The following is a 20,304-nucleotide window of genomic DNA, read 5'->3' as shown; positions in this document are numbered from 1 at the left end:
ATGAACTTTCCTGCCGAACTGGAATTACGCCTGCGCCAGACCCTGCCTTCCGCCCGTCTGCAAGCCCAGACCGCTCCCGGATTGCCAGAAGTCCGCCTGTGGCTGCTGAGTCCGGATTTTCCGCGGACGCCGATGTCCAGTGATGAGATGCAGGCAATCTGGCGTGAACCGGCGTACTGGATCTTTTGCTGGGCGTCGGGCCTGGCCATGGCGCGCCGGCTGCTGGATCATCCGGAAACCGTGCGCGGCAAGCGGGTGCTGGACTTTGGGGCGGGCTCCGGGGTGGTGGCGCTAGCGGCGGTGCTGGCGGGAGCGTCAGAAGTCATTGCCTGTGACATCGATCCGCTGGCGTTGGCGGCCTGCCGTGCCAACGCCGGGCTCAACGGTGTCAGGCTGACTTATCTGGAAGATTTTTTTGCTCTGGACGAACGCGTGGATGTGCTGCTGGCTGCCGACGTGCTTTATGACCGCAGTAACCGTTTTTTTCTGGATGAGTTCCTGAGCAGGGCGGACCGGGTGCTGGTGGCGGACTCACGGGTCAGGGACTTCGACCATCCCGCCTTCAACAGTGAGGCAGAAGCCGCCGCCACCACTTGGCCGGACCTGGATGAATTCGACGAATTCCGCACGGTCCGGTTTTACGCATCCCGCTAGCGGCTTTAGTGAGTGCGCGGGCGCAAGCGCGCCAGATGCGCCGCCAGCGCCTCACGCAGCGCTTGCCCGCCGGCCCGGTAATGTTCCCCGCTGTATCCCCGCACCTCGGCGTCATGAAAGCCCTGCGCCAGGCGCGCCTCGTGGCGCTGCTGCCGCAGCTGGTCGAACTGTTCCGGCAGGCGTGACGGGTGCAGCAGCACCGGCTGCTCGCCGCTCTCGGCGATGTGCAGGCTGACGGCGCTGTCATGCAGGCGCAGCAGCAGCTCCAGCGGGGTTTCGGGCGGCAGGTGCGCCTGCCGGAAGGGGGCGGGTGTCCAACCGGCGCTGCGGCCGCGCAGGGTGGCATGTGACAGGCTGCCACTGTCTGCAAAAACGGTATGCACTTCCCGGGTAGGGACGCCTCCCAGCACAAAGCAAAGCCCGGCGGTGGTCTGGTCCGGCGACAGCAGCAGATCCAGAACGGCCGGCTTGCCGATGCGGCGGCTCAATGATTGCAGTTCCATCCAGCCGATGGTGGCAAAACCCTGACGGACAAAGGCGGCCCGTTCCGCGACGTACAACTGGGCGTCGGCGTCGCCCACCCGCTCAAACAGCTCCCGTTCGGTGAGGTTCCGGAAATCATAAGGCTCGTTTTCCAGCGTTTGCAGGATGGCGTCCGCAATACCCGGAATTTGCGCCAGGACTTCAGTGACATAGTCGGCATCCTGCAGCGGATCGTGGCCAATGGTGTCGATGTAGTCGAGAGCGGCGTCACGGGCTTCATCCAACATGACGTTCTCGTCCCCGTCCTGCGGCTGATCTGCCGCGACGCCCAGCGACTGCTGCATGTCGGCCAATTTGGCCAGCGTATCCTGCATGTGTTGCTGCCGTGCGGCAATCAAGGCGCTGTCACCGCCCTGACAGACCGCAATTTCAGCCTGTAACTGCTGCAGACGGCTGCCAACGGCGTCTCCGTCTTCGCTGTCAGTGCAGCCGGCCAGGCTTTCCACCCAGCGGGCGGCATGATTGAAGTCCTCCGCGGCGGCGGCGTGGTCGCCGAGCAGACGATGCAGCTGCGCCCGGCGCTCGTAAAGATCGGCATCCCAGGCCTCCGCAGGCAGGCCGTCGCCATATTGCAGGGCGGTGGCGGCGCTGACCGGATGGTAGAGGTTGCCGGTCAGGTCGGCGGAGTAGCCCACAGGCACATCCTCGCCCGCGTCACCCAGGTCGGTAGCCAGGCTGATCCACAGCGCTACCCGGGCGCGCTGCAGGGCCGGGGAGGCCGGGTTGGCGGTCAGTCCCCGCTGCACCAGATCCAGGGCGTGCCAGGGCAGCCAGGCGGTTTCGCTGAGCGCTGTCACCGCATGCAGGAGTTGGGCTTCGCTGAGCAGGCTGTTGTCGGCCAGTTTCTGCAAGCGGGTCAGGCCTTGAGCGCGCAGGCTGTCTTCACTGCGGAATTCAAAAAAGTCGCTGTCATCCTCACCCGGCCAGTCCCCGCCGTCGAGGGCGGTTTCGTCACCGGTCAGCAAGGCCGCACCCCCGGTTCCGGCCTCCAGTGCTTCCTGCAGCATGCGCTGCACTTGCGCTTCATTTTCCTCTTCGTCAGGCCACACATCCTCGTCCGGCAGCCCGTCATCATCCTCAAACCCGTCATCATTGCCACCGTCGGCCAGCCGGTAGGGGCGTGTTATTTCCAGCAGCGCCAGTTGCAGTTGCACCTCATGCAAAGACGGATCGAGGGAGAGTGCGGTTTCCCAGTCCTCGGCCGCTTCACGGTGATGCCAGGCGCTAGCCCAGAAGTCGCCGCGCAGGGCATAGAGCCGGGCGTTATCGGGTTGTGCTTCCAGGGCGGCGTTAAGCAGGTCCAGCGCTTCGTCGTGGCGTTCGGCTTCCAGCATGGCGTCTAACCAAGCGGCATTGAGCATAGGTGTCATGAAGGCGTCCCTGAAAATTGTGGCGGGCAGTCTAGCGGAACTGCGGGCGGCCTGACTATCGTCATGAGGGGGTTCGGGTGTGCGGTTTATGGCAATCCTGCACGAATGGCGCGACTTCCGCGCCGAGTCGGTGTATAAATTCGCCTTTTGGCCATTTAAAGCCATTTGTCCCCGATTCAAGCAACCATATGAGGTCGAGAACCATGAAAATGGTCACTGCGGTAATCAAGCCGTTCAAACTGGACGATGTCCGTGAAGCCCTGTCAGAAATCGGCGTAACAGGTCTGACTGTTACCGAAGTCAAGGGTTTCGGTCGCCAGAAAGGTCATACCGAACTGTATCGGGGCGCCGAGTATGTGGTGGATTTCGTGCCCAAAGTCCGCCTGGACCTGGCCGTGAAGGACTCGGACCTGGATCAAGTGATTGAAGTGATCTGCAAGGTGGCTGGCACCGGTAAAATCGGTGATGGCAAGATTTTCGTGACGCCGTTGGAGCAGGTGGTGCGCATCCGCACCGGTGAAACCAACGAATCCGCCATTTGATCGGGAGAGTAGACGATGCTGCCTCGTCGCCTGCTGGGCCCGGCGCTGCTGTTGCTGTCGCCGGCCGCCCTTGCTGATGCCGCTCCTGCCGTGAATAGCGGCAATACGGCCTGGATACTTACCGCCACCGCGCTGGTTCTGTTCATGACCCTGCCCGGACTGGCGCTGTTTTATGGTGGCCTGGTGCGCACCAAGAACGTGCTTTCCATTTTGATGGCCTGCTTCGCCATCGCCGCGTCGGTCAGCCTGTTATGGATGATCGGGCTCTATTCCCTGGCGTTTACCTCCGGCGGCAGCGCCAATGACTGGATCGGTGGCTTGTCGCGGCTGATGCTGGACGGCATGAACAAGGAATCGATGACCGGCGATATTCCGGAGGTCGTGTTTGCGGCGTTCCAGATGACGTTTGCCATCATTACTCCGGCGTTGATCATCGGTGCTTTCGCCGAGCGCATGAAATTCGGTGCCATGCTGGTTTTCAGCCTGCTCTGGACGGTGGCTGTCTATGTGCCGGTGGCGCATTGGGTCTGGGGTGGCGGCTGGTTTTTCCAGCGCGGCCTGATCGATTTTGCGGGCGGAACGGTGGTTCATATCACGGCCGGTGTCAGCGCGCTGGTGGCGGCGCTGGTGCTGGGCCCGCGCAATGGCTTTGGCAAGATCGCCATGCCGCCGCACAACCTGACCATGACGGTTACCGGCGCCGGGATGCTGTGGGTCGGCTGGTACGGCTTCAATGCCGGTTCGGCGCTGGCAGCCAACGGTGCGGCGGGCATGGCGCTGATGGTGACGCACATTGCCGCCTCTGCCGGGGCGCTGACCTGGATGGCCTGTGAATGGATCAAGTTCGGCAAGCCGTCAGTGCTGGGTATCGTCACCGGCATGGTGGCCGGTCTGGGCACCATTACCGGTGCGGCAGGGGTGGTGGGTCCAGGCGGCGCACTGGTGATCGGCCTGCTGGCGGGCGTGGTCTGCTTCTTCATGACCCAGCTGATCAAGAAGACGCTGAAAATCGACGACTCGCTGGATGTATTTCCGGTGCACGGTGTCGGCGGCATTCTCGGCACCTTTCTGGCGGGCATTTTCTGCAGTCCGGCGCTGGGCGTTTTTTCGGGCCAGGGTTTTGCCGCCGGGCATGACAGCATCGGCAGCCAGTTGGGCATACAACTGGCTGGTATTGTCGTGATCGGCCTGTATTCGGCGGCGTTGACCTGGGGACTGCTGAAAGTGACCGGCATCATGACCGGTGGCTTGCGGGTCAGCCTGGATGAGGAACGCGAAGGGTTGGATCTGGTGCTGCATGAAGAGCGGGGTTACGACCTCAACTGATCCGCTGGTTGTGTTGACAAAAACGCTGTCCTTTGTGACGGCGTTTTTGTTGCGGGTCAGGTTACGCCGCCAGCCATCGGCCCAGTTCGGCCGTCAGCGCCGCCAGCGTCAGCGGCTTGCTGAGGTAGGCATCCATGCCCGCTTCCAGACAACGTTCAGCATCGCCGCGCATGGCGTTGGCGGTCAGCGCCACAATCGGCAGTCGCGGGCGGCTCGCGGAACTTTCCAGAGCGCGCCAGCGGCGGGTGGTGTCAAAACCGTCCAGCACCGGCATCTGGCAATCCATCAGCACCAGGTCCCATTCGCTTTCCTGGGTAAGACGGGACAGGGCATCCTCGCCATTACCGGCATGTTCGGGGTGCAGGCCCAGCTTCTTCAACATGGCCAGAACGACTTGCAGGTTGACGGGGTTGTCTTCCACGACCAAGACCCGGGCGTTGGCGCGCAAGGCGCGTGGCGTAGCGTCGGCCTGGTTCCCGGCGGCCGGGCTGCCGGTTTGCGGCAGCGGGAACTCCAGGTCAAACCAGAAGTGAGCCCCTTCACCGGGTTCGCTGTAGCAATGGATTTCCCCGCCCATCAGCGCAATCAGGTGTCGGCAAATTGCCAGACCCAGCCCGGTGCCGCCATAACGTCGGGTGGTGGAACTGTCCGCCTGGGTGAAGGGCGTGAAGATGCGCGACTGTTGATCCAGCGACAGGCCGATGCCGGTGTCGATGACATGAAAGCTCAGGCAGGCCCGCTGGTTGGCCGGTTCGCTGACCGTGACACTGAGCGTGACGCTGCCCGAGTCGGTAAATTTAATGGCGTTGCCGATCAGGTTCAGCAACACCTGCTTGACGCGGTCTGCATCACCAATGACCACCGGCGGCAGGTCGGAGGGCAGCCCGGAGTCCAGGTCGATGTCTTTTTGCGCGGCCAGCGGCTGAAGCAGGGATAAAACTTCGCCCACCAGTTCCGGCAAGCGGAACGGATGCTGCTCAATCGGAAATTTGCCGGCCTCGATGCGGGACAGGTCGAGAATGTCGTTGATGATTTTCAGCAGCGTTCCGGCCGAGCTTTGCAGGGTGCGGGCGTATTCGGTCTGTTCGGTGTTGAGTCCGCTTTCCTGCAGCAGGTTGGCCATGCCGATGACCCCGTTCATCGGGGTGCGGATTTCATGACTCATGGTAGCCAGAAAGTCGCCTTTGGCGCGGCTGGCCTTTTCCGCTTCATCCTTGGCCAGGCGCAGGGCTTCTTCGGTATTGCGGCGCTCGGTGACGTCATCAATGGTGCCGGCCATGCCGGAGCCGTGAGTTTCATCAGGTTTGACGCGCACCAGCCGCAAATGCACCCAGCAGTCGGCGTCCCGGGCCAGGCGGAATTCGCCCGAGGCGGGGGTGTCCTGCGTGGCGGCGGCCTCCCACAACTGGCGGATCCTGTTGTGGTCCTCGGTATCCGTCAGGGCGGTCAGCGGTGCAGGCAGCGGCGTATCGCCGGCCAGCCGGTAAAAGGCGGGATTGGCCCAGACAATCTGTTGTTCCTCATCGCACAGGAAAACCCCGGAAGGCACAGCATCGCTGAGGGCGTTGCGCAAGGACAAATTACGGTTGAGTGCGGTGCGCATGTGACGGGTGGTGTAGAGCCAGACGGCATCCATCAGTGCTCCGGCCAGCCAGATCATCACCAGCCAGAACCCGATACGCTGGTAGAGTACGTTCAGCCCGGAATTGAGCCACGATTTCCGGCTGACGATATGCAGTTCCCAGCCGTAATCCAGTGTCTGACGGTATTCATCCCAGTTTCCGGTGGACGGCAGTCGCGCCATGGCCGCAGAGGCAGGCAGATCCAAAAGGCTGTTGACAGCGGGACGGAGGCGGCGGGCTTCAAGCACCATCGCCTCGGCGTCCGGATGCGCCAGCAGGTTCGCGCCATGAGTGAGAAAAAGGGTTTCCTGCTGCGGTGTTCCCAGCTGCTTCAGCATCAGGTTCAGTTGCGGCAGCACCATGTCCACACTGACCATGCCGCGCGGGTTGGCGTCACCGGGGGGGAACGATTTGCCGCAGGAGAGGAACACCTGATGCTGGTCCCAATAGGGGGCGGTGCAGCGGATATCGCCCCGGCCGGAGGCGATCAGGGCATACCAGGCCCGGGCGGGGTAATTGTAGGCGGGGGTCATCCACTCCCGGGTCAGGATGGCTTCAGCATTGTCAGGGTAGTAGGCGTATGGGCCGTAGAGCCCGCCCGGAAAGCCCCGGACCTCACCGGGGCGGTACCAGACACCCATACCGTAAATGTGGCCGGGCGGTGAGGCTTTCAGCAGAGCCAGCAACGTGTTTTCGACCACCGCCGGTTGCGGGAACTGGTTGCCGACCAAGCCTCCCAGGTTGTGGACCTGCTGATGAACCGTGGCGAAGCGCAAGGAGAGGTCATGACGCACCTGATCCGCGAGGTCTTGCCGGTGCTGGTCCGCCTGCTGGCGTTGCCGGGCGATTTCCGGTTGATAGGCCAGCACCACGGCGATGGTGGCGGACAAGCAGACACCCGCCAGCACCAGTCCGGTTGTACTTCGGGGATATTGGTGCAGTAAGCGGTCGGGCAGCCTCACAATTGCATCCGGCAGTCAGGGCATGGAGAATGCCCTGATGCTAAGCGGAAATCGGTCCGGTGTCATCTTTTGACCGCATAAAGGCTCGCGCCCGCTCTCAGCCCGGGCGCGTCAGGCGCCCAGCAGCTTGCCCGCAGCCTCGCCGCCATAAAAGGCGGAGAGTTGTTCGCGTATCCGTTTTTCCACAAAGCCGGAGGCGACCATTTCGTTGACAATGACGCCGCCGGTGGTGCGGATTTCGGCCAGCAGCAGTTCGCGGCTGATGCCGAGATCCGCCAGCACCGCCGAGGCGTTGCGGCTGCCGTTGCGGGAGAACCAGCTGTCGATGCCGGTTTTCACTTGCGCCCGGACGTAATCGGTGCGCCGGATGTGGTTCCAGGCTTCCTCGATGATGTAGGAAAGCTGGTCAATGTCCTTTTCACCGAAATACTGGCGCAGCGTGGACAGCGGCAGCGCCCGCGACTTGTGCCACAGTTGCTCGGCCACCTGATGGATTTGCCGGGCATCGAGCAGGTTCTGGATGGTTTTTTCGCTGCGGCCGACAATGACCTGAATGTTCTTCTGCAGGTAACCCTTGACGGCCGCTCCGCCCGCGCCTTCCACCAGTCCCTTGCCCATCTTCATCAGCGAGGCCATGCCCGGCACATTCTTGGTGATCGGATTCTGCACCATGTAGTCGCTGATGGCGTCATAGATGACATCGGAGAGCAGGCGGCCGTAAATGGGGTTGCCGACGACCGTGTGGATCAGGTCATTGCGCAGCTTGTCACGACTGGCAATATTCTCGACGATGGCGGTGTAATGCTTGTGTTCAATGATCTGGTGAATATAGGTGTCTTCGTTGACCGGGCTGTTCCAGATATCCTTGAAGATGGCGACGATTTCAGCGATCAGCGCCGGGGCCGGTTCGCTGTCTAGCACGCGCTCCTGCGCCAGGCTGAAGACGCGGTCGGCGGTAACCAGGCTCTGCAGCGGGCGGGCGTCCAGCCAGTCGAGAAAGGCGCCGGCTTCACGATCCAGTGTTTCCGCCAGGGCATCGCCGGAGAGTTGGGCGAGAACGTGGGTGGTATGGGCGTCAAGCAGTTGCGCGGCAACGGGGTGCATGGGCAGTCTCCGGTCAGGGTTTGGGGGCGAAGGGGTTGGGGATGGCAACGGACTTGTCGAGGAAGCGCAGGTAGGCGGCGGAGACAATCTGGTCCGCTTCCAGGATCGGGGTATGGCCGACATCCTTCAGGATCAGCAACTCCGGTTTCTTCAGGCCCTTGCGCAGTTCTTCAGCCGCTTCGACCCCGATAATGGCGTCCTTCTCGCCCCAGATCACCATGGTGGGAGCCTCAATGCTGCGCACGGCCAGCTGGAATGTGTCCGGCGTGTACCATTTCATTTGTTCCTGCAGAGTGGCCATCAGCTTTTCGTGCCATTTCAGGTGATCCATCTGCACTTTCTCCTGAGCCTCCAGAATCTCATCAGGGAGCAGCGGTGCGTCATACATGGCGTACTGGGTCAGCAGTTTCTTCAGGTCACCGGGCTTGCGCACCAACAGGTTGGCCAGTGATTTCGGGTCGTTCATCAGCGACTTGCCGGTGTTGGCGTAGACGCCCGCCGAATCGACCAGCAGCACACTGTGCACTTCCAGAAAGTACATGGCGCTGTAGAGCACGGCAATGGAGCCGCCCATGGAGTGACCCGCCACGTTCAGGTTCTTTTCAATGCCCAAGGTGGTGACGAATTTGCGGGTGAACTCCATCAGGTTGGCCAGCTGGAAATCAAAGCTGTCCGGGGCGGACGTATCGCCGTGGCCGGGCAGGTCGAGCACATAAACGTGGTAGCGCTTGGTCAGCTGGTGCGCCACCCGGTTCCAGTTGTCGCGGGAGCCGGAAAAGCCGTGGATCAGCAACACCTTTGGGGCGTCAGCCGGGCCGCCTTCGCTATAAGAGGCATTGATACCGTCCACCATCACGGTTTTGGTTTGCAAACCGGCCCAGGCGCGCTCCTGGTTCAGGATGGAGTTGAACAGCGGCAGGTTGGGGGCGGCCATGGCCGGAACGGCGGCCAGCAGCGCCAGTGGCAGCAGGCAGGCAGCCAGGGTTTTCTTCAGGCAGTTCATCTTGTTTTCGTCCAAGCCTTAGAGGGGGAAGGTGGGTCCGATTGTAGTGCGGGCGCGGGGTGGCTGCCTTGACTATTTTCGCCGTCTTTGCGGGCGTTTGGGTCAGAATGGCCGGAATTGACACCAGCAGCCCCCGTTCCCAGGGGCCGGAGGCCGTGAAGTCCCGACTTCAGGGTCAAAGCAAGGGGTGGGCGTGTTCGCCGCGCTCATAGACCACATGCGCCCGCCCGACCAGTAACGGGTCTACCGGTCCGATACGTGTGGCATCCTTTTCGGTATAGGGCAGTTTATGCAGCACATAGCGCATGGCGTTCAGTCGCGCCCGTTTCTTGCAGTCGGACTTAATGACTGTCCACGGGGCGTCGGCGGTGTCCGTGTAGAAAAACATGGCTTCCTTGGCCTGGGTGTAGTCTTCCCATTTGTCGAGTGAGGCCAGGTCAATCGGCGACAGCTTCCAGTGCTTGAGCGGGTGCACCTGGCGCTCGCGAAAACGGCGGCGTTGCTCACCACGGCTGACCGAGAACCAGAACTTGATGAGATGGATGCCGCTGCGCACCAGCGTGCGTTCGAATTCGGGGGTCTGGCGCATGAACTCGTTGTACTGTTCAGTGGTGCAGAAGCCCATGACTTTTTCGACCCCGGCGCGGTTATACCAGGAACGGTCCAGCAGTACGATCTCTCCGGCGGTCGGCAGGTGCTGCACATAACGCTGGAAATACCACTGGCCGCTTTCGGTCGGGGTTGGTTTTTCCAGTGCAATCACGCGGGCGCCGCGCGGGTTGAGATGTTCCATGAAGCGTTTGATCGCCCCACCTTTACCGGCAGCATCCCGGCCTTCAAAGATGATGACCAGCCGCTGGCCGGTTTCCTTGACCCAGGCCTGCAGCTTCAGAAGTTCAACCTGAAGTTGGTATTTCTGCTTTTCGTAGTTCTTGCGCAGCATCAGGTTGCGGTAAGGATAGCCGCCATCGCGCCATTCATTGGTCAGTTCGTCATCCGCACGCTCGGGCAGCTTCGGGGTTTCCTGGTTTTCCTTGCCGGTCAGCAGGTCGCGCAGGGCGGCGGCTTCATCCGGAGAGGCGCCGGCCAGGAGGTCTTTCAAGGTGGAGATGATGTCCGAGGCATCCGCGCCGCCGGAGCGGGACAGAATATCCTGAAGTGCAGCCCGTTGGGCGTCGATGGCGGCGCTCGTGGTTTCTGAAACCGTATGCTGCTCAATGCGTTCGGTGGTCAGTACAGGAGAAATGTCTCCCGCCGCGACCCGGCGGGTTCGCGGAGTCCGTCGGCGGGGAACCGGTGCAGCGGTGGTTTCAGGTGTATCGGTTACGGGGGTGGGGGCTGGTGAATTCCGGTTGACCATGGTTAGTCCTGTTAGAAGTTAATGGGATGAAAAAGAACGTATTCCAAGAATGATAGTCCTGTTATTTCCATACTTCCAGCAAGGAAATGGCGTATCCCGGAGTGATTTCCGACTTCGGGTTTCATGCGGCCCGGTTGCTGAGGATGAACGCCGGAAGCCGGTCGGCGGGCAGCGGCCGGCTGAAAAAATACCCCTGTCCGTAACGGCATTCCTGCCCCAGCAGCAGGTCGGCCTGTTCGGGCGTCTCGATGCCTTCGGCGACCACGCGCATGCCCAGCGTGGCGGCCAGGCCGACAATGGCCTTGGCGATGGCGACACTTTCCGGATCATCCGGCAGGTCGCTGACAAAACTGCGGTCGATTTTCAGCTTGTCGAGGGGAAAACGCTTCAGGTAGGACAGCGAGGAATAGCCGGTGCCGAAATCGTCCAGTGACAGGCCGAAGCCGCTGTCCACCAGTTCCTGCATGATCCGCACCGCCTCGCCGGTGTGGCCCATCACCATGGATTCGGTCAGTTCCAGTTCAATCTGGTCCGGGGCCAGGCCGCTGATCACGGCCAACTCGCGGGTGCGGGTGACAAAGTCGGCGCTGCGGAACTGCCGCGCCGAGACATTGACGGCAATGAACAGCGGGCCGTATTCGCGTGACCATTCCGCAACCTGATGGAATGCCATCTGCATCACCCACTCGCCAATGCCCAGGATCAGGCCGCTGTCCTCGGCGACCGGGATGAATTCGACCGGGGAGATGAAGCCGAGTTCGGGGTGTTTCCAGCGCAGCAGGGCTTCCATACCCACCATCCGGCGGTTGGACAGTTCCACAATCGGCTGGTAGTGGATTTCCAGCTCATTGCGTTCTATGGCGTGACGCAGGTCGGACTCCATGGAGAAGCGCAGGGTGGACTGGCCGGTCATGGCGTTTTCCCACAGCTTGACCCCGTTCTTGCCGCCGCTCTTGGCGTGGTACATGGCGGCATCGGCATTTTGCAGCAGTTCGTCGGCGGTGCGGCCGTGCATGGGCGCCACCGCTACGCCAATGGAGCAGGTGACGACAAACTCCTTGCTGTTCAGCATCAGCGGCTGGGTCAGCACCAGCCGGATTTTTTCAGCCAGTTGCAGGGCGATGGCGGTTTCGCGGATATTCAGCAGCAGCACCACGAACTCATCGCCCCCGAAGCGCACCACTTCGTCATTGGAGCGCACGGCGCTCAGCAGTCGGTCGGCAACGATGGTCAGCAACTGGTCGCCGCAGTCATGGCCAAAGCTGTCATTGACGAATTTGAAGTTGTCGAGATCGATGAAGAGCAGGGCGGGCGGGTTGCCGGACGCCCCCTGGACCCGCTCCAGTTCCTGGGTGCACTTGCGGAAATAGTGACGGTTGGGCAAGCCCGTGACCGGATCATGATGCGCCAGATGCGCCAGTTGTTCCTCGGCCCGCAGCCGTTCGTTCAGTTCATGCCCCAGCGCCGTATCCCGCTCCTGGATCTGTTCCAGCATGTGGTTGAAGCTCAGCCCCAGTTCACCCAGTTCGTCACTGGTGCTGACTTCGGTCCGCTGTGTGTAGTCATTGCGTTCGGAAACCCGCTTCATTAATTGCGTTAACCTGGTCAGCGGAACAGTAATGGAGCGTTGCAGCAACATCATCAACCCGCTGCCGACCAGCAGTGACACCAGCATCGCGACCGCAATGGCCAGCGTATAAAAGCCGGTTTCCCGGTAGACGTTGTCCAGGCTGGTGACCAGCTCCACCCGGCCGACGTTGATCCGCTCGTCCAGCAGCGGAATTGAGGTGCGGATGACATTGCTGCCTGACTGGCGCAGACGGCTGCCGGCGTTGTTCGGGACGAACTCCGCAAACACCTGTCCGTCCGCCTCAATGACACGGGCGTCCAGCACGTTCTTGTCCCGGCTCAGGCCCTTCAGGATTTCAGCGGCAACCTCCGGGTCGCGGAACTGCAGGGAGGGCAGGATATTGTCGGCAATGATCGCCGCCTTGACGCCCGCATCGGCTTCCGCATTGCCCCGGGCAATATGCCACACCGTCAGCAGCATGATGCCGGCGGCGACCAGCCCCGAGGTCAGGGCGGTGACCAGATGAAAAAGCCAGAGCTTTTTCGGGATGCGGAGGGATTCCAGCCATTGGCGCATGATCATTCACTGTTAAAGTCTGATGTGTCAGCCAGGCGATGCCGATTGCTGTTCTTGTTTTCGGATTGTCCGGAGGTTGCTGTCAATTTCCGGCAAGGCATCCTTGCAGGTGTATTTCTATCCCAAAAAGAGGAAAAACACAAAATAAAGACAGACGGGATCACCGTGTGGCGGCGCGTCCGGCGTTATATTCCGGAGCATATCCCGAGGCTTGTACAACGATCATGAAAAAAACCGCCTTTTCTTTCCGTGTTGATACCCGCTGGTGCCTGGACGAGTTGCTCAAGGACGGCCGAATCAGCCAGCGTGATGCCAATCTGGTGGCAACTACTGCCCGAACCCGCGACAAGCTGCATTGGCACCCGTTGCAGATGATCGCCCAGTTCGGATTTGTGGATATCAAAAAGCCCGAGGCCAAACTGGATCTCGATGTCCTGACGGCATGGCTGGCGGAAAAGGCCGGTCAGCCGCTGTTCCACATCGACCCTCTGAAAATCAACGCTGCCGAAGTGACCGAGGTGATGAGTTATGCCTTCGCAGAGCGCCACGGCATCTTGGCCGTTCAGGTACTTCGGGACGAGGTAGTGATTGCCAGCGCTCAGCCTTTTCACAGTGAATGGGAGGAAAACCTCCAGCACACACTCAAGGGCAAGTCGCTGAAGCGGGTGGTGACCAATCCGGCGCATCTGCATAGGTACTCCATCGAGTTCTACAAGCTGGCCCGCGCCATTGAGGGCGCCGGCAACAGCGATTCAGTCAGCGCCGGTTCCGGCTCCATCGGCAATTTTGAGCAATTGCTGGAGTTGGGCAATCTTCAGTCTCCCGACGCCAATGACCAGCATATTGTCAATATCGTGGACTGGCTGCTGCAATACGCCTTTGACCAGCGCGCCAGCGACATCCATCTGGAGCCACGCCGCGAACGGGGCAGGGTGCGGTTCCGTATTGACGGCGTGTTGCACAATATTTACGAATTCCCTACCCAGGTGATGAACGCGGTGGTGTCCCGGATCAAGATTCTGGGGCGCATGAATGTGGCGGAAAAACGCAAGCCGCAGGACGGGCGGTTGAAAACCCGCAATACCAAGGGTTTTGAAATTGAGTTGCGGCTTTCCACCCTGCCCACCGCATTCGGTGAAAAACTGGTGATGCGGATTTTTGATCCGGATGTGCTGGTGCGCGGCTTCAAGGAGCTGGGGCTGACCGGCAGCGATTATGATAAATGGCAAAAGATGGTGCAGGAGCCCAACGGCATCATCCTGGTGACCGGCCCCACCGGCTCCGGCAAAACCACCACCCTCTATTCCACCCTGAAACAACTGGCCACCGACGAAGTCAATGTCTGCACCATCGAAGACCCGATTGAAATGGTGGAGCCCAGCTTCAACCAGATGCAGGTGCATCACGGCATTGACCTCAGTTTTGCCGAGGGTATCCGCGCCCTGATGCGCCAGGACCCTGACATTATCATGGTGGGTGAAGTCCGGGATTATGAAACGGCGGACATGGCCATCCAGGCGGCGCTCACCGGTCACCTGGTGTTGTCGACGCTGCACACTAACGATGCTCCGTCCTCCGTCACCCGCCTGATTGATTTGGGCGTGCCGCCCTTCCTCATCTCAGCTACCGTGCTGGGCGTCATGGCGCAGCGTCTGGTGCGCACGCTCTGCCCGCATTGCAAGGTGGAAATTCCTTGTGACACGCAGGCTTGGCAGGAATTGACCAACCCCTGGAAAGCCCCCATGCCGGAAAGGATTTTCAGCCCCAAAGGCTGTCTGGAGTGTCGGGATACGGGTTACCTTGGACGGCTGGGCCTCTATGAGATCATGCTGTTATCCAACGATCTCAAGAAAAAGATTGCCGAGAATGTTTCGCTGGCCGATCTGAAGAATCAGGCCTGGCGCGAAGGAATGCTGCCGTTGCGGATCGCGGGGGCGCAGAAGGTGGCGGCGGGGCAGACCACCATTGAGGAGATATTGCGGGTCGCGCCGTTGTCTTGACGGGAGTCCGTGTTTGCGGGACGTCAGCCTGCCTGACGCCCTGATAAGCCGTTTGTCCCGAAAAAGCGGCATCCCGTCGCTGCTCTGACCGATTGTGAATCGCATCTCGGTTTGCACAGTCCGGATGACTATGATACTTGAGTCCGGTCCGAGATTTTTTGCGACCGGCGCGCCGGCTGGAGCTGGCTTTCGGGGTGAACTGTACGGATTGCACCACGGGTGCTGGGGGTTGTCATGAAACTGTTGTCTACGTTAATGCTGGGTGTCGCGGTTGGCGTTGTCTCTCCATGGGCGGCTGCCGCCGATAACGACATGAAGGATATTCGTTCCGAGTCGAACCGCAATGAGTGGCAGCTGGTCAAGAACGATGCCTCCCGCAGCATCAAGACGTACATCAAGCAAACCGAAGACGGCAAGCGCATTCATTTCAAGATCGACGCCACCATTGACGGCTCCATGGAAAAAGTGGCTCGTGTCCACTTTGATGTGGACAACATCAAGCGCTGGTATTGGGAGACCATGGACTCCCACATGCTGAAGAAAGTGTCTGATCGCGAATACTACTACTACATGTCCTACAATGCGCCGGTGGCCACTCCGGACCGCGATGCCATCCTGCATGCCGTGGTTGACCCCTACACCCCGAAAAAGGGCTTCATGGAAATCAAGGTCAATGCCGTGCCGGACTACATGCCGCCGCAGCCGAACCTGGTGCGTGTCCAGGCTCAGGACATCACCATCCGCTTCACGCCGGTTTCCCGCGACAAGACGCATCTGGAAGCCGAAGGCTTTGTGGATCCGGGCGGCATGGTGCCAAGCTGGGCGATGAACTTTGTGCAGCGCAATGCCCCTTACAGCACCATGCTCGGCCTGCAGCGCATGGTCAGCATGTCCTCGTACCGGGACAGCGACCCTTCACCGTTTGCAATCACCGAATAAAATTTGATGTTATTACAATGGAAAAGGCCGGACTTCGTTCCGGCCTTTTCCATATTGGTTCACCGGGCATCAGCATCAGATGGCCGGGCTTGATTTTCCGCAAAGGGCGGGCTATTTAATTCCTTACGATCAGGGAGTTGGCTCTGGCGCATATCAATCGCGTCGCATGGTCATGGACAGACGTCTTGCATGGGGCAGAATGCCCCCCCCGATTGATACATCCCGTGCCTTTAACTGAGGTGAAACATGAAAAAAACATTAATGGCGGCTGGGTTGCTGGCGGCTCTGGTGCAACCGGCCCTGGCGGCCGATGACGATCTGCGCGAATTGCGCGCTACACGTGGCGACAAGGGGGACTGGGAGCTGATACGTAACGACTCCATCCGCAACATCAAGACCTTTGGCAAGCAGGAAGACGGCAAGCGTATCCGTTCGTTCAAGGGGGAGGCGGAATTTGAGGCCTCGCTGGAAACGCTGGCCCGCATTCACTTTGATGTCGAAAACTATAAAAAGTGGTTTTATGAAACCAAGGAAATGAAGCTGCTGAAAAAAGTATCCAATACGGAATACTATTATTATGCCCGTTACAATGCCCCGGCAACCTTGCCTGACCGTGACGCAGTGTTGCATGCCATCGTTGAGCCTTACACCGCCCGCAAAGGTCACATGATGCTCAAGGTCAGCGCGGTTCCGGATTACATTCCCATGGTGCCGGGTCTGGTGCGGGTCACCGCGCAGGAAATGAACGTCAAGTTCACCCCGCAAGGCGGGGGCAAGACCTTGCTGGAATTTGAAGGTTATGTTGATCCGGGCGGACTGGCGCCGGTGTGGGCGATTAATTTCGTACAACGCCGTGCGCCCTATGTGTCTATGGTTGGTCTGTCCCGCATGACAAAATTGCCGATGTACACCGAGCCCACTGCACCTTCCCCGTTCACCTTTGCCCAGTAAGCCCTGCTACAGGCGAACCGGCGTATTCCGGTTCGCCTCCTTCGCATCATCCCTCTCGTTTTTTCGACAATCCCCGATTGTCTGTGCTAGCCTGAAACGGTACGGCGAGTGCTGTCGTACATCGAATAATAATGAAAACAGGACTTGCCTTGATGCAGGTCCCGCAGCCTTGCGGAGTCCCTTGATGAACCATAAAAAAATTGCTTTGCTGTTGCTGCTGGCGGCCTCTTGTACAGTCACTGTTTCATCGGCCGCCGATGACGACTTGAAGGACATGCGGGTGGAGAAGTCATACAAGGACTGGTATCTGGTGCGCACCGACAATATCCGTAACATCAAGACCTGGGCCAAGCAGGAAGACGGAAAGCGCATCCGTTCCTTCAAGCTGGAAGTCTTGATTGACGGCTCGCTGGATGCCGTGGCGCGGGTCCATTACGATGTGGAAAACATCAAGCGCTGGTTCTGGGAAACCAAGGAGTCGCGGCTGCTGAAAAAAGTGTCCAATACCGAGTATTACTATTACCAAGTGTATAACGCCCCGTTGACCGTGCCGGATCGTGATTCCGTGGTGCATGTCTCCATTGAGCCTTATTCCGCCAAAAAAGGCTTCATGATGCATCGCCTGCGCGCAGCACCGGATTTCATGCCGCCGCAAAAAGGCCTCACCCGGGTGCTGGCGCAGGACATGACCATCAAGTTTACCCCGGTGGGCAAGGACAAGACCCGGCTGGAAGCGGAGGGCTATATTGATCCAGGTGGAACCATACCCGCCTGGACCATCAATTTTGTCCAGCGCAGTGCGCCTTATGTGTCCATGGTGGGTTTGCAACGCATGGTACAGTTGCCGTATTACAGCGAAGCCTCGGACCCGCCGTTGTTCAGCATCACCGAGTAAATCCAGTCCGGCGGGCTGTCCGGCCCGCCCTTGCCACCTGTTTTCCATTCCTGCTAGCTGTGGGAGAGCGAAATAACGCTTGACCCTGCCTTCTATCCCGATTATTCAGTTGAGGTTGCCACCATGGGGTTGGCCTGGTTAAAGGGAGTGGGATATGGGTAGTCTGGCAGTCATGATTTTTGTGGGTTTTGTGGTGGTGCTGGCGTTCAAGGCGGTGCAACAGGTGCCGCAGGGTTACGAAAGCACGGTGGAGAATTTCGGACGTTACACCAAGACCCTGCCCCCCGGCCTGCATTTCATCATGCCGTTTTTTGACCGGATCGGTCACCGACTGAATATGATGGAACAGGTATTGGATGTCCCCCCGCAGCAAGTGATTTCCCGTGACAACGCCATGGTCACCATTGATGCGGTGTGTTTTTACCAGGTCATCAATGCGGCCAAAGCGGCCTATGAAATCAGCAACCTGGAATATGCCATCCGCAACCTGACCATGACCAACATCCGCACCGTCATCGGCTCCATGGAGCTGGACAGCATGTTGTCCCAGCGCGACCAGATCAACGCCCAGTTGCTGACCACCATCGATCAGGCCACCAATCCCTGGGGCATCAAGATCACGCGGGTGGAAATCAAGGATATTACGCCGCCCCACGACCTGATTGACGCCATGGCCTCGCAAATGAAGGCCGAACGCACCAAGCGCGCGCAGATTCTGGAAGCGGAAGGGCGGCGGCAAGCCGAAATCCTCATTGCCGAGGGCGAGAAGCAGGCGCAAATCCTCAAGGCCGAAGGCCGCAAGGAGGCGGTGTTCCTGGAGTCGGAAGCCCGTGAGCGCCAGGCGCAGGCGGAAGCCCAGGCGACGCTGGTGGTTTCCGAGGCCATTGCCCGCGGGGATCTGAATGCGGTGAACTACTTCGTGGCGCAGAAATATATAGATGCACTGGGCGCCATTGCCGCCAGCCCCAACAACAAGCTGGTGATGATGCCGCTGGAGGCGTCTGCGGTCATCGGCTCGCTGGGTGGCATCAGCGACTTGCTGAAAGACTTGCACAACAAGGCGCCGCAGCCGCCCGCCGCCCGCCAGCCCGGTCCGTTGTTCAGGGAGTAAGCCTGATGCTGACTGAACCCTGGATGTGGTGGCTGGCGTTTGGATTCGCGCTGCTGATCATTGAGATGCTGAGCGGGACCTTTTTCTTCCTCTGTCTGGCCCCGGCCGCCTTTGCGACAGCAGCAGTGGCTTGGCTGGTGGGCAATCTGTATGTGCAGTGGATCTGCTTTGCCGCTGCCGGCTGCCTGGCGCTGGCGGTCTGGTACAACTTGCGCCGTAGCGCCCGGCCCGGCCCGCATGATGCCGCCAGCAGCCTTAACAACCGCACCCGTCACCTGATCGGCCGGAAGTCGGTGCTGGTTGAGCCGGTCACCAACGGTCAGGGGCGTATCAATATTGACGATAGCTGGTGGCAGGTGAGCTGCAGCCAGGAGTTGCCTGCCGGCGCCCACGTGCGGGTGACCGGTGTCCATGAGATGATTTTGACCATCGAAAAGCAGCCTGAGGAGGCCCCATGAAATTACAGCATATTTCCATTGTTCAGGATTTCCCCCAGCCCGTGGCCAAGATTTTCAACTGGCTGGGTGATCACAACAACCTGGGGCAAATCTTTTTCCCGTTCAAGGTCACCCGCATCCGCGACGGCCAGGAATACCTGAACGGGGTCGGTTCGGTGCGCAAGCTCTCCGCGTTCCCGCTGCCGCCGGTGGAGGAAACGGTGACGGTGTATATCCCTGATGAACGGATTGAATATACAGTCACCAGCGCCATGTCGCCCATCAATGACCATTTGGGCGTGATGCGTTTTGAACCGCATAACGGTGGAACGCGGCTTCATTACACCATCGTTTTCCGTGGGGCGGTGCCGTTGCTGGGGCCGATGGTGAAGGTTGGTCTGGCGCAAGGCATCAAAATGGGCCTGAAGAAGCTGGCGCGGAAGTCGTTGTAATGCCGGAGCCGTTGGAGCGTAAGTTCAGTATACAGGGGCGGACCATCGCCGCCCGCTGCTGGCATGATCCGGCCCTGCCGCCGCTGCTGGCCCTGCATGGCTGGCTGGACAATGCCGCCACCTTTGACCGTTTGGCGCCGTTACTGCCGGACTATCATATCGTAGCCATGGATTTTGCCGGGCATGGTCTCAGTGATCATCGGACGCCGGGAATCCGTTATCACTTTGTGGATCATGTCGACGATGTGCTGGCCGTAGCCGACTTGGCCGGATGGTCGCGATTCACCCTGATGGGGCACTCCATGGGGGCGGGCGTCTCCACCCTGTTTGCCGCCGCCTTGCCGGAGCGCTTGGAAAAACTGGTGCTGATTGAGGGTTTCGGGCCGTTTACCGGAACCCCGGAGGCCGCTCCTGCCATCCTGCGTGGCGCGTTGTTGCAAAAACAGACTTTTGACAAGCCTCCCCGGGTCATTGCAGATCTGGCGCTGGCAGTGCGCGCCCGCATGCAGGGCTTGGTGCCGGTCAGCGAGGCCGCTGCCCGGATACTTTGTGAGCGCGGTGTCGAGACGGTGGAAGGCGGCTATATCTGGCGCACTGATCGCCGTTTGCGGCTGGACTCACCGATCCGGCTGACGGAGGCCCAGGTTTGCCAGTATCTGGCCGCCATTGAAACGCCGACCCTGCTGGTCATGGCAGAACAGGGATTGCCGTTCAACCGGCCGGATTATGAAGCTAGGTTACAGGCGCACCGGTATTTGACCAGTGTCAGTTTGCCTGGGGGGCATCATTTGCATCTGGATGGTGATGTCGATGCGGTTGCGGAGGCGGTCACATCATTTCTGGGAGATACCCCCGCGAATTCAGAAAGCGATGCATTGACCTGAAAC

At 60.1% G+C, this 20,304-nt stretch carries 17 protein-coding genes; 11 read left to right on the top strand and 6 right to left on the bottom strand.

All coding sequences use genetic code 11. The features are described 5' to 3' along the window. Positions 1-654, top strand: coding sequence for a methyltransferase (locus Q7T36_RS03735; RefSeq protein ID WP_304844191.1), 654 nt, complete (start codon positions 1-3; stop codon positions 652-654). Positions 655-659: 5 nt separating this feature from the next. On the opposite strand, the gene Q7T36_RS03730 is transcribed toward Q7T36_RS03735, so the two are convergent. Beyond that, positions 660-2,567, bottom strand: coding sequence for a hypothetical protein (locus Q7T36_RS03730; protein WP_304844189.1), 1,908 nt, complete (start codon positions 2,565-2,567; stop codon positions 660-662). A 203-nt stretch (positions 2,568-2,770) separates the two neighbouring features. Between Q7T36_RS03730 and glnK the strand changes: the two genes are divergently transcribed. Then, positions 2,771-3,109, top strand: coding sequence for a P-II family nitrogen regulator (gene glnK, locus Q7T36_RS03725; protein WP_304844187.1), 339 nt, complete (start codon positions 2,771-2,773; stop codon positions 3,107-3,109). Positions 3,110-3,124: 15 nt separating this feature from the next. Continuing rightward, complete coding sequence (locus Q7T36_RS03720; RefSeq protein WP_304844185.1) at positions 3,125-4,435, top strand: ammonium transporter; 1,311 nt, start codon at positions 3,125-3,127, stop codon at positions 4,433-4,435. Between the two features lie 61 nt (positions 4,436-4,496). On the opposite strand, the gene Q7T36_RS03715 is transcribed toward Q7T36_RS03720, so the two are convergent. From Q7T36_RS03715 to Q7T36_RS03695, 5 genes are all read right to left on the bottom strand, one after another. Then, positions 4,497-7,019, bottom strand: coding sequence for an ATP-binding protein (locus Q7T36_RS03715; protein ID WP_304844183.1), 2,523 nt, complete (start codon positions 7,017-7,019; stop codon positions 4,497-4,499). Between the two features lie 111 nt (positions 7,020-7,130). Continuing rightward, positions 7,131-8,123, bottom strand: a complete 993-nt coding sequence (locus Q7T36_RS03710; RefSeq protein WP_304844181.1) for a hypothetical protein — start codon at positions 8,121-8,123, stop codon at positions 7,131-7,133. A gap of 13 nt (positions 8,124-8,136) precedes the next feature. Further along, positions 8,137-9,126 carry an alpha/beta fold hydrolase gene (locus tag Q7T36_RS03705; protein WP_304844179.1) on the bottom strand — a complete coding sequence of 330 codons (990 nt, stop codon included), beginning with the start codon at positions 9,124-9,126 and terminating at the stop codon, positions 8,137-8,139. A gap of 175 nt (positions 9,127-9,301) precedes the next feature. Continuing rightward, the gene (gene ppk2, locus Q7T36_RS03700; RefSeq protein ID WP_304844177.1) at positions 9,302-10,486 is read right to left on the bottom strand and encodes a polyphosphate kinase 2; all 1,185 of its coding nucleotides are present in this window, start codon (positions 10,484-10,486) and stop codon (positions 9,302-9,304) included. Positions 10,487-10,607: 121 nt separating this feature from the next. After that, a complete protein-coding gene (locus tag Q7T36_RS03695) occupies positions 10,608-12,632 on the bottom strand; it encodes a bifunctional diguanylate cyclase/phosphodiesterase (RefSeq protein ID WP_304844175.1) in 2,025 nt (674 codons plus the stop codon). Between the two features lie 224 nt (positions 12,633-12,856). On the opposite strand from Q7T36_RS03695, the gene Q7T36_RS03690 reads away from it, so the two are divergent. The 8 genes from Q7T36_RS03690 (at position 12,857) to Q7T36_RS03655 (ending at position 20,301) form a co-directional block, all read left to right on the top strand. Next, complete coding sequence (locus Q7T36_RS03690) at positions 12,857-14,632, top strand: GspE/PulE family protein (RefSeq protein ID WP_304844173.1); 1,776 nt, start codon at positions 12,857-12,859, stop codon at positions 14,630-14,632. A 234-nt stretch (positions 14,633-14,866) separates the two neighbouring features. Next, a complete protein-coding gene (locus tag Q7T36_RS03685; protein ID WP_304844171.1) occupies positions 14,867-15,571 on the top strand; it encodes a hypothetical protein in 705 nt (234 codons plus the stop codon). A 246-nt stretch (positions 15,572-15,817) separates the two neighbouring features. Beyond that, positions 15,818-16,522: an START domain-containing protein gene (locus Q7T36_RS03680; protein WP_304844169.1), complete on the top strand. Its 705-nt coding sequence runs from the start codon at positions 15,818-15,820 to the stop codon at positions 16,520-16,522. Between the two features lie 184 nt (positions 16,523-16,706). Next, positions 16,707-17,417: an START domain-containing protein gene (locus tag Q7T36_RS03675; protein ID WP_304844167.1), complete on the top strand. Its 711-nt coding sequence runs from the start codon at positions 16,707-16,709 to the stop codon at positions 17,415-17,417. Positions 17,418-17,571: 154 nt separating this feature from the next. Next, positions 17,572-18,528, top strand: coding sequence for an SPFH domain-containing protein (locus Q7T36_RS03670; protein ID WP_304844165.1), 957 nt, complete (start codon positions 17,572-17,574; stop codon positions 18,526-18,528). 5 nt (positions 18,529-18,533) lie between these two features. Next, on the top strand, positions 18,534-18,986 hold the full coding sequence (locus Q7T36_RS03665) for an NfeD family protein (RefSeq protein WP_304844163.1): 453 nt from the start codon (positions 18,534-18,536) through the stop codon (positions 18,984-18,986). Continuing rightward, the gene (locus Q7T36_RS03660; protein WP_304844161.1) at positions 18,983-19,417 is read left to right on the top strand and encodes an SRPBCC family protein; all 435 of its coding nucleotides are present in this window, start codon (positions 18,983-18,985) and stop codon (positions 19,415-19,417) included. The genes Q7T36_RS03665 and Q7T36_RS03660 overlap by 4 nt, the downstream gene beginning before the upstream one ends. Continuing rightward, a complete protein-coding gene (locus Q7T36_RS03655; RefSeq protein ID WP_304844159.1) occupies positions 19,417-20,301 on the top strand; it encodes an alpha/beta fold hydrolase in 885 nt (294 codons plus the stop codon). Before Q7T36_RS03660 ends, Q7T36_RS03655 begins: the two co-directional genes overlap by 1 nt. The last annotated feature ends 3 nt before the right edge of the window (positions 20,302-20,304 follow it).

The organism is Fluviicoccus sp. (assembly GCF_030646115.1).
Classification (GTDB): domain Bacteria; phylum Pseudomonadota; class Gammaproteobacteria; order Pseudomonadales; family Moraxellaceae; genus Fluviicoccus.
The sequence above is the reverse complement of the archived record's forward strand: the minus strand, read 5'-3'. Positions and strand labels throughout refer to the sequence as shown.

What these genes read in the sequence shown, in the direction of transcription:
- Q7T36_RS03685 (WP_304844171.1), top strand. Translation starts at nt 14,867, where the DNA reads ATGAAACTGTTGTCTACGTTAATGCTGGGTGTCGCGGTTGGCGTTGTC.
- Q7T36_RS03675 (WP_304844167.1), top strand. Translation starts at nt 16,707, where the DNA reads ATGAACCATAAAAAAATTGCTTTGCTGTTGCTGCTGGCGGCCTCTTGT.
- Q7T36_RS03660 (WP_304844161.1), top strand. Translation starts at nt 18,983, where the DNA reads ATGAAATTACAGCATATTTCCATTGTTCAGGATTTCCCCCAGCCCGTG.
- Q7T36_RS03735 (WP_304844191.1), top strand. Translation starts at nt 1, where the DNA reads ATGAACTTTCCTGCCGAACTGGAATTACGCCTGCGCCAGACCCTGCCT.
- Q7T36_RS03695 (WP_304844175.1), bottom strand. Translation starts at nt 12,632, where the DNA reads ATGCGCCAATGGCTGGAATCCCTCCGCATCCCGAAAAAGCTCTGGCTT.
- Q7T36_RS03730 (WP_304844189.1), bottom strand. Translation starts at nt 2,567, where the DNA reads ATGACACCTATGCTCAATGCCGCTTGGTTAGACGCCATGCTGGAAGCC.
- Q7T36_RS03720 (WP_304844185.1), top strand. Translation starts at nt 3,125, where the DNA reads ATGCTGCCTCGTCGCCTGCTGGGCCCGGCGCTGCTGTTGCTGTCGCCG.
- Q7T36_RS03655 (WP_304844159.1), top strand. Translation starts at nt 19,417, where the DNA reads ATGCCGGAGCCGTTGGAGCGTAAGTTCAGTATACAGGGGCGGACCATC.
- Q7T36_RS03680 (WP_304844169.1), top strand. Translation starts at nt 15,818, where the DNA reads ATGAAAAAAACATTAATGGCGGCTGGGTTGCTGGCGGCTCTGGTGCAA.
- Q7T36_RS03710 (WP_304844181.1), bottom strand. Translation starts at nt 8,123, where the DNA reads ATGCACCCCGTTGCCGCGCAACTGCTTGACGCCCATACCACCCACGTT.
- glnK (WP_304844187.1), top strand. Translation starts at nt 2,771, where the DNA reads ATGAAAATGGTCACTGCGGTAATCAAGCCGTTCAAACTGGACGATGTC.
- Q7T36_RS03665 (WP_304844163.1), top strand. Translation starts at nt 18,534, where the DNA reads ATGCTGACTGAACCCTGGATGTGGTGGCTGGCGTTTGGATTCGCGCTG.
- Q7T36_RS03705 (WP_304844179.1), bottom strand. Translation starts at nt 9,126, where the DNA reads ATGAACTGCCTGAAGAAAACCCTGGCTGCCTGCCTGCTGCCACTGGCG.
- ppk2 (WP_304844177.1), bottom strand. Translation starts at nt 10,486, where the DNA reads ATGGTCAACCGGAATTCACCAGCCCCCACCCCCGTAACCGATACACCT.
- Q7T36_RS03690 (WP_304844173.1), top strand. Translation starts at nt 12,857, where the DNA reads ATGAAAAAAACCGCCTTTTCTTTCCGTGTTGATACCCGCTGGTGCCTG.
- Q7T36_RS03670 (WP_304844165.1), top strand. Translation starts at nt 17,572, where the DNA reads ATGGGTAGTCTGGCAGTCATGATTTTTGTGGGTTTTGTGGTGGTGCTG.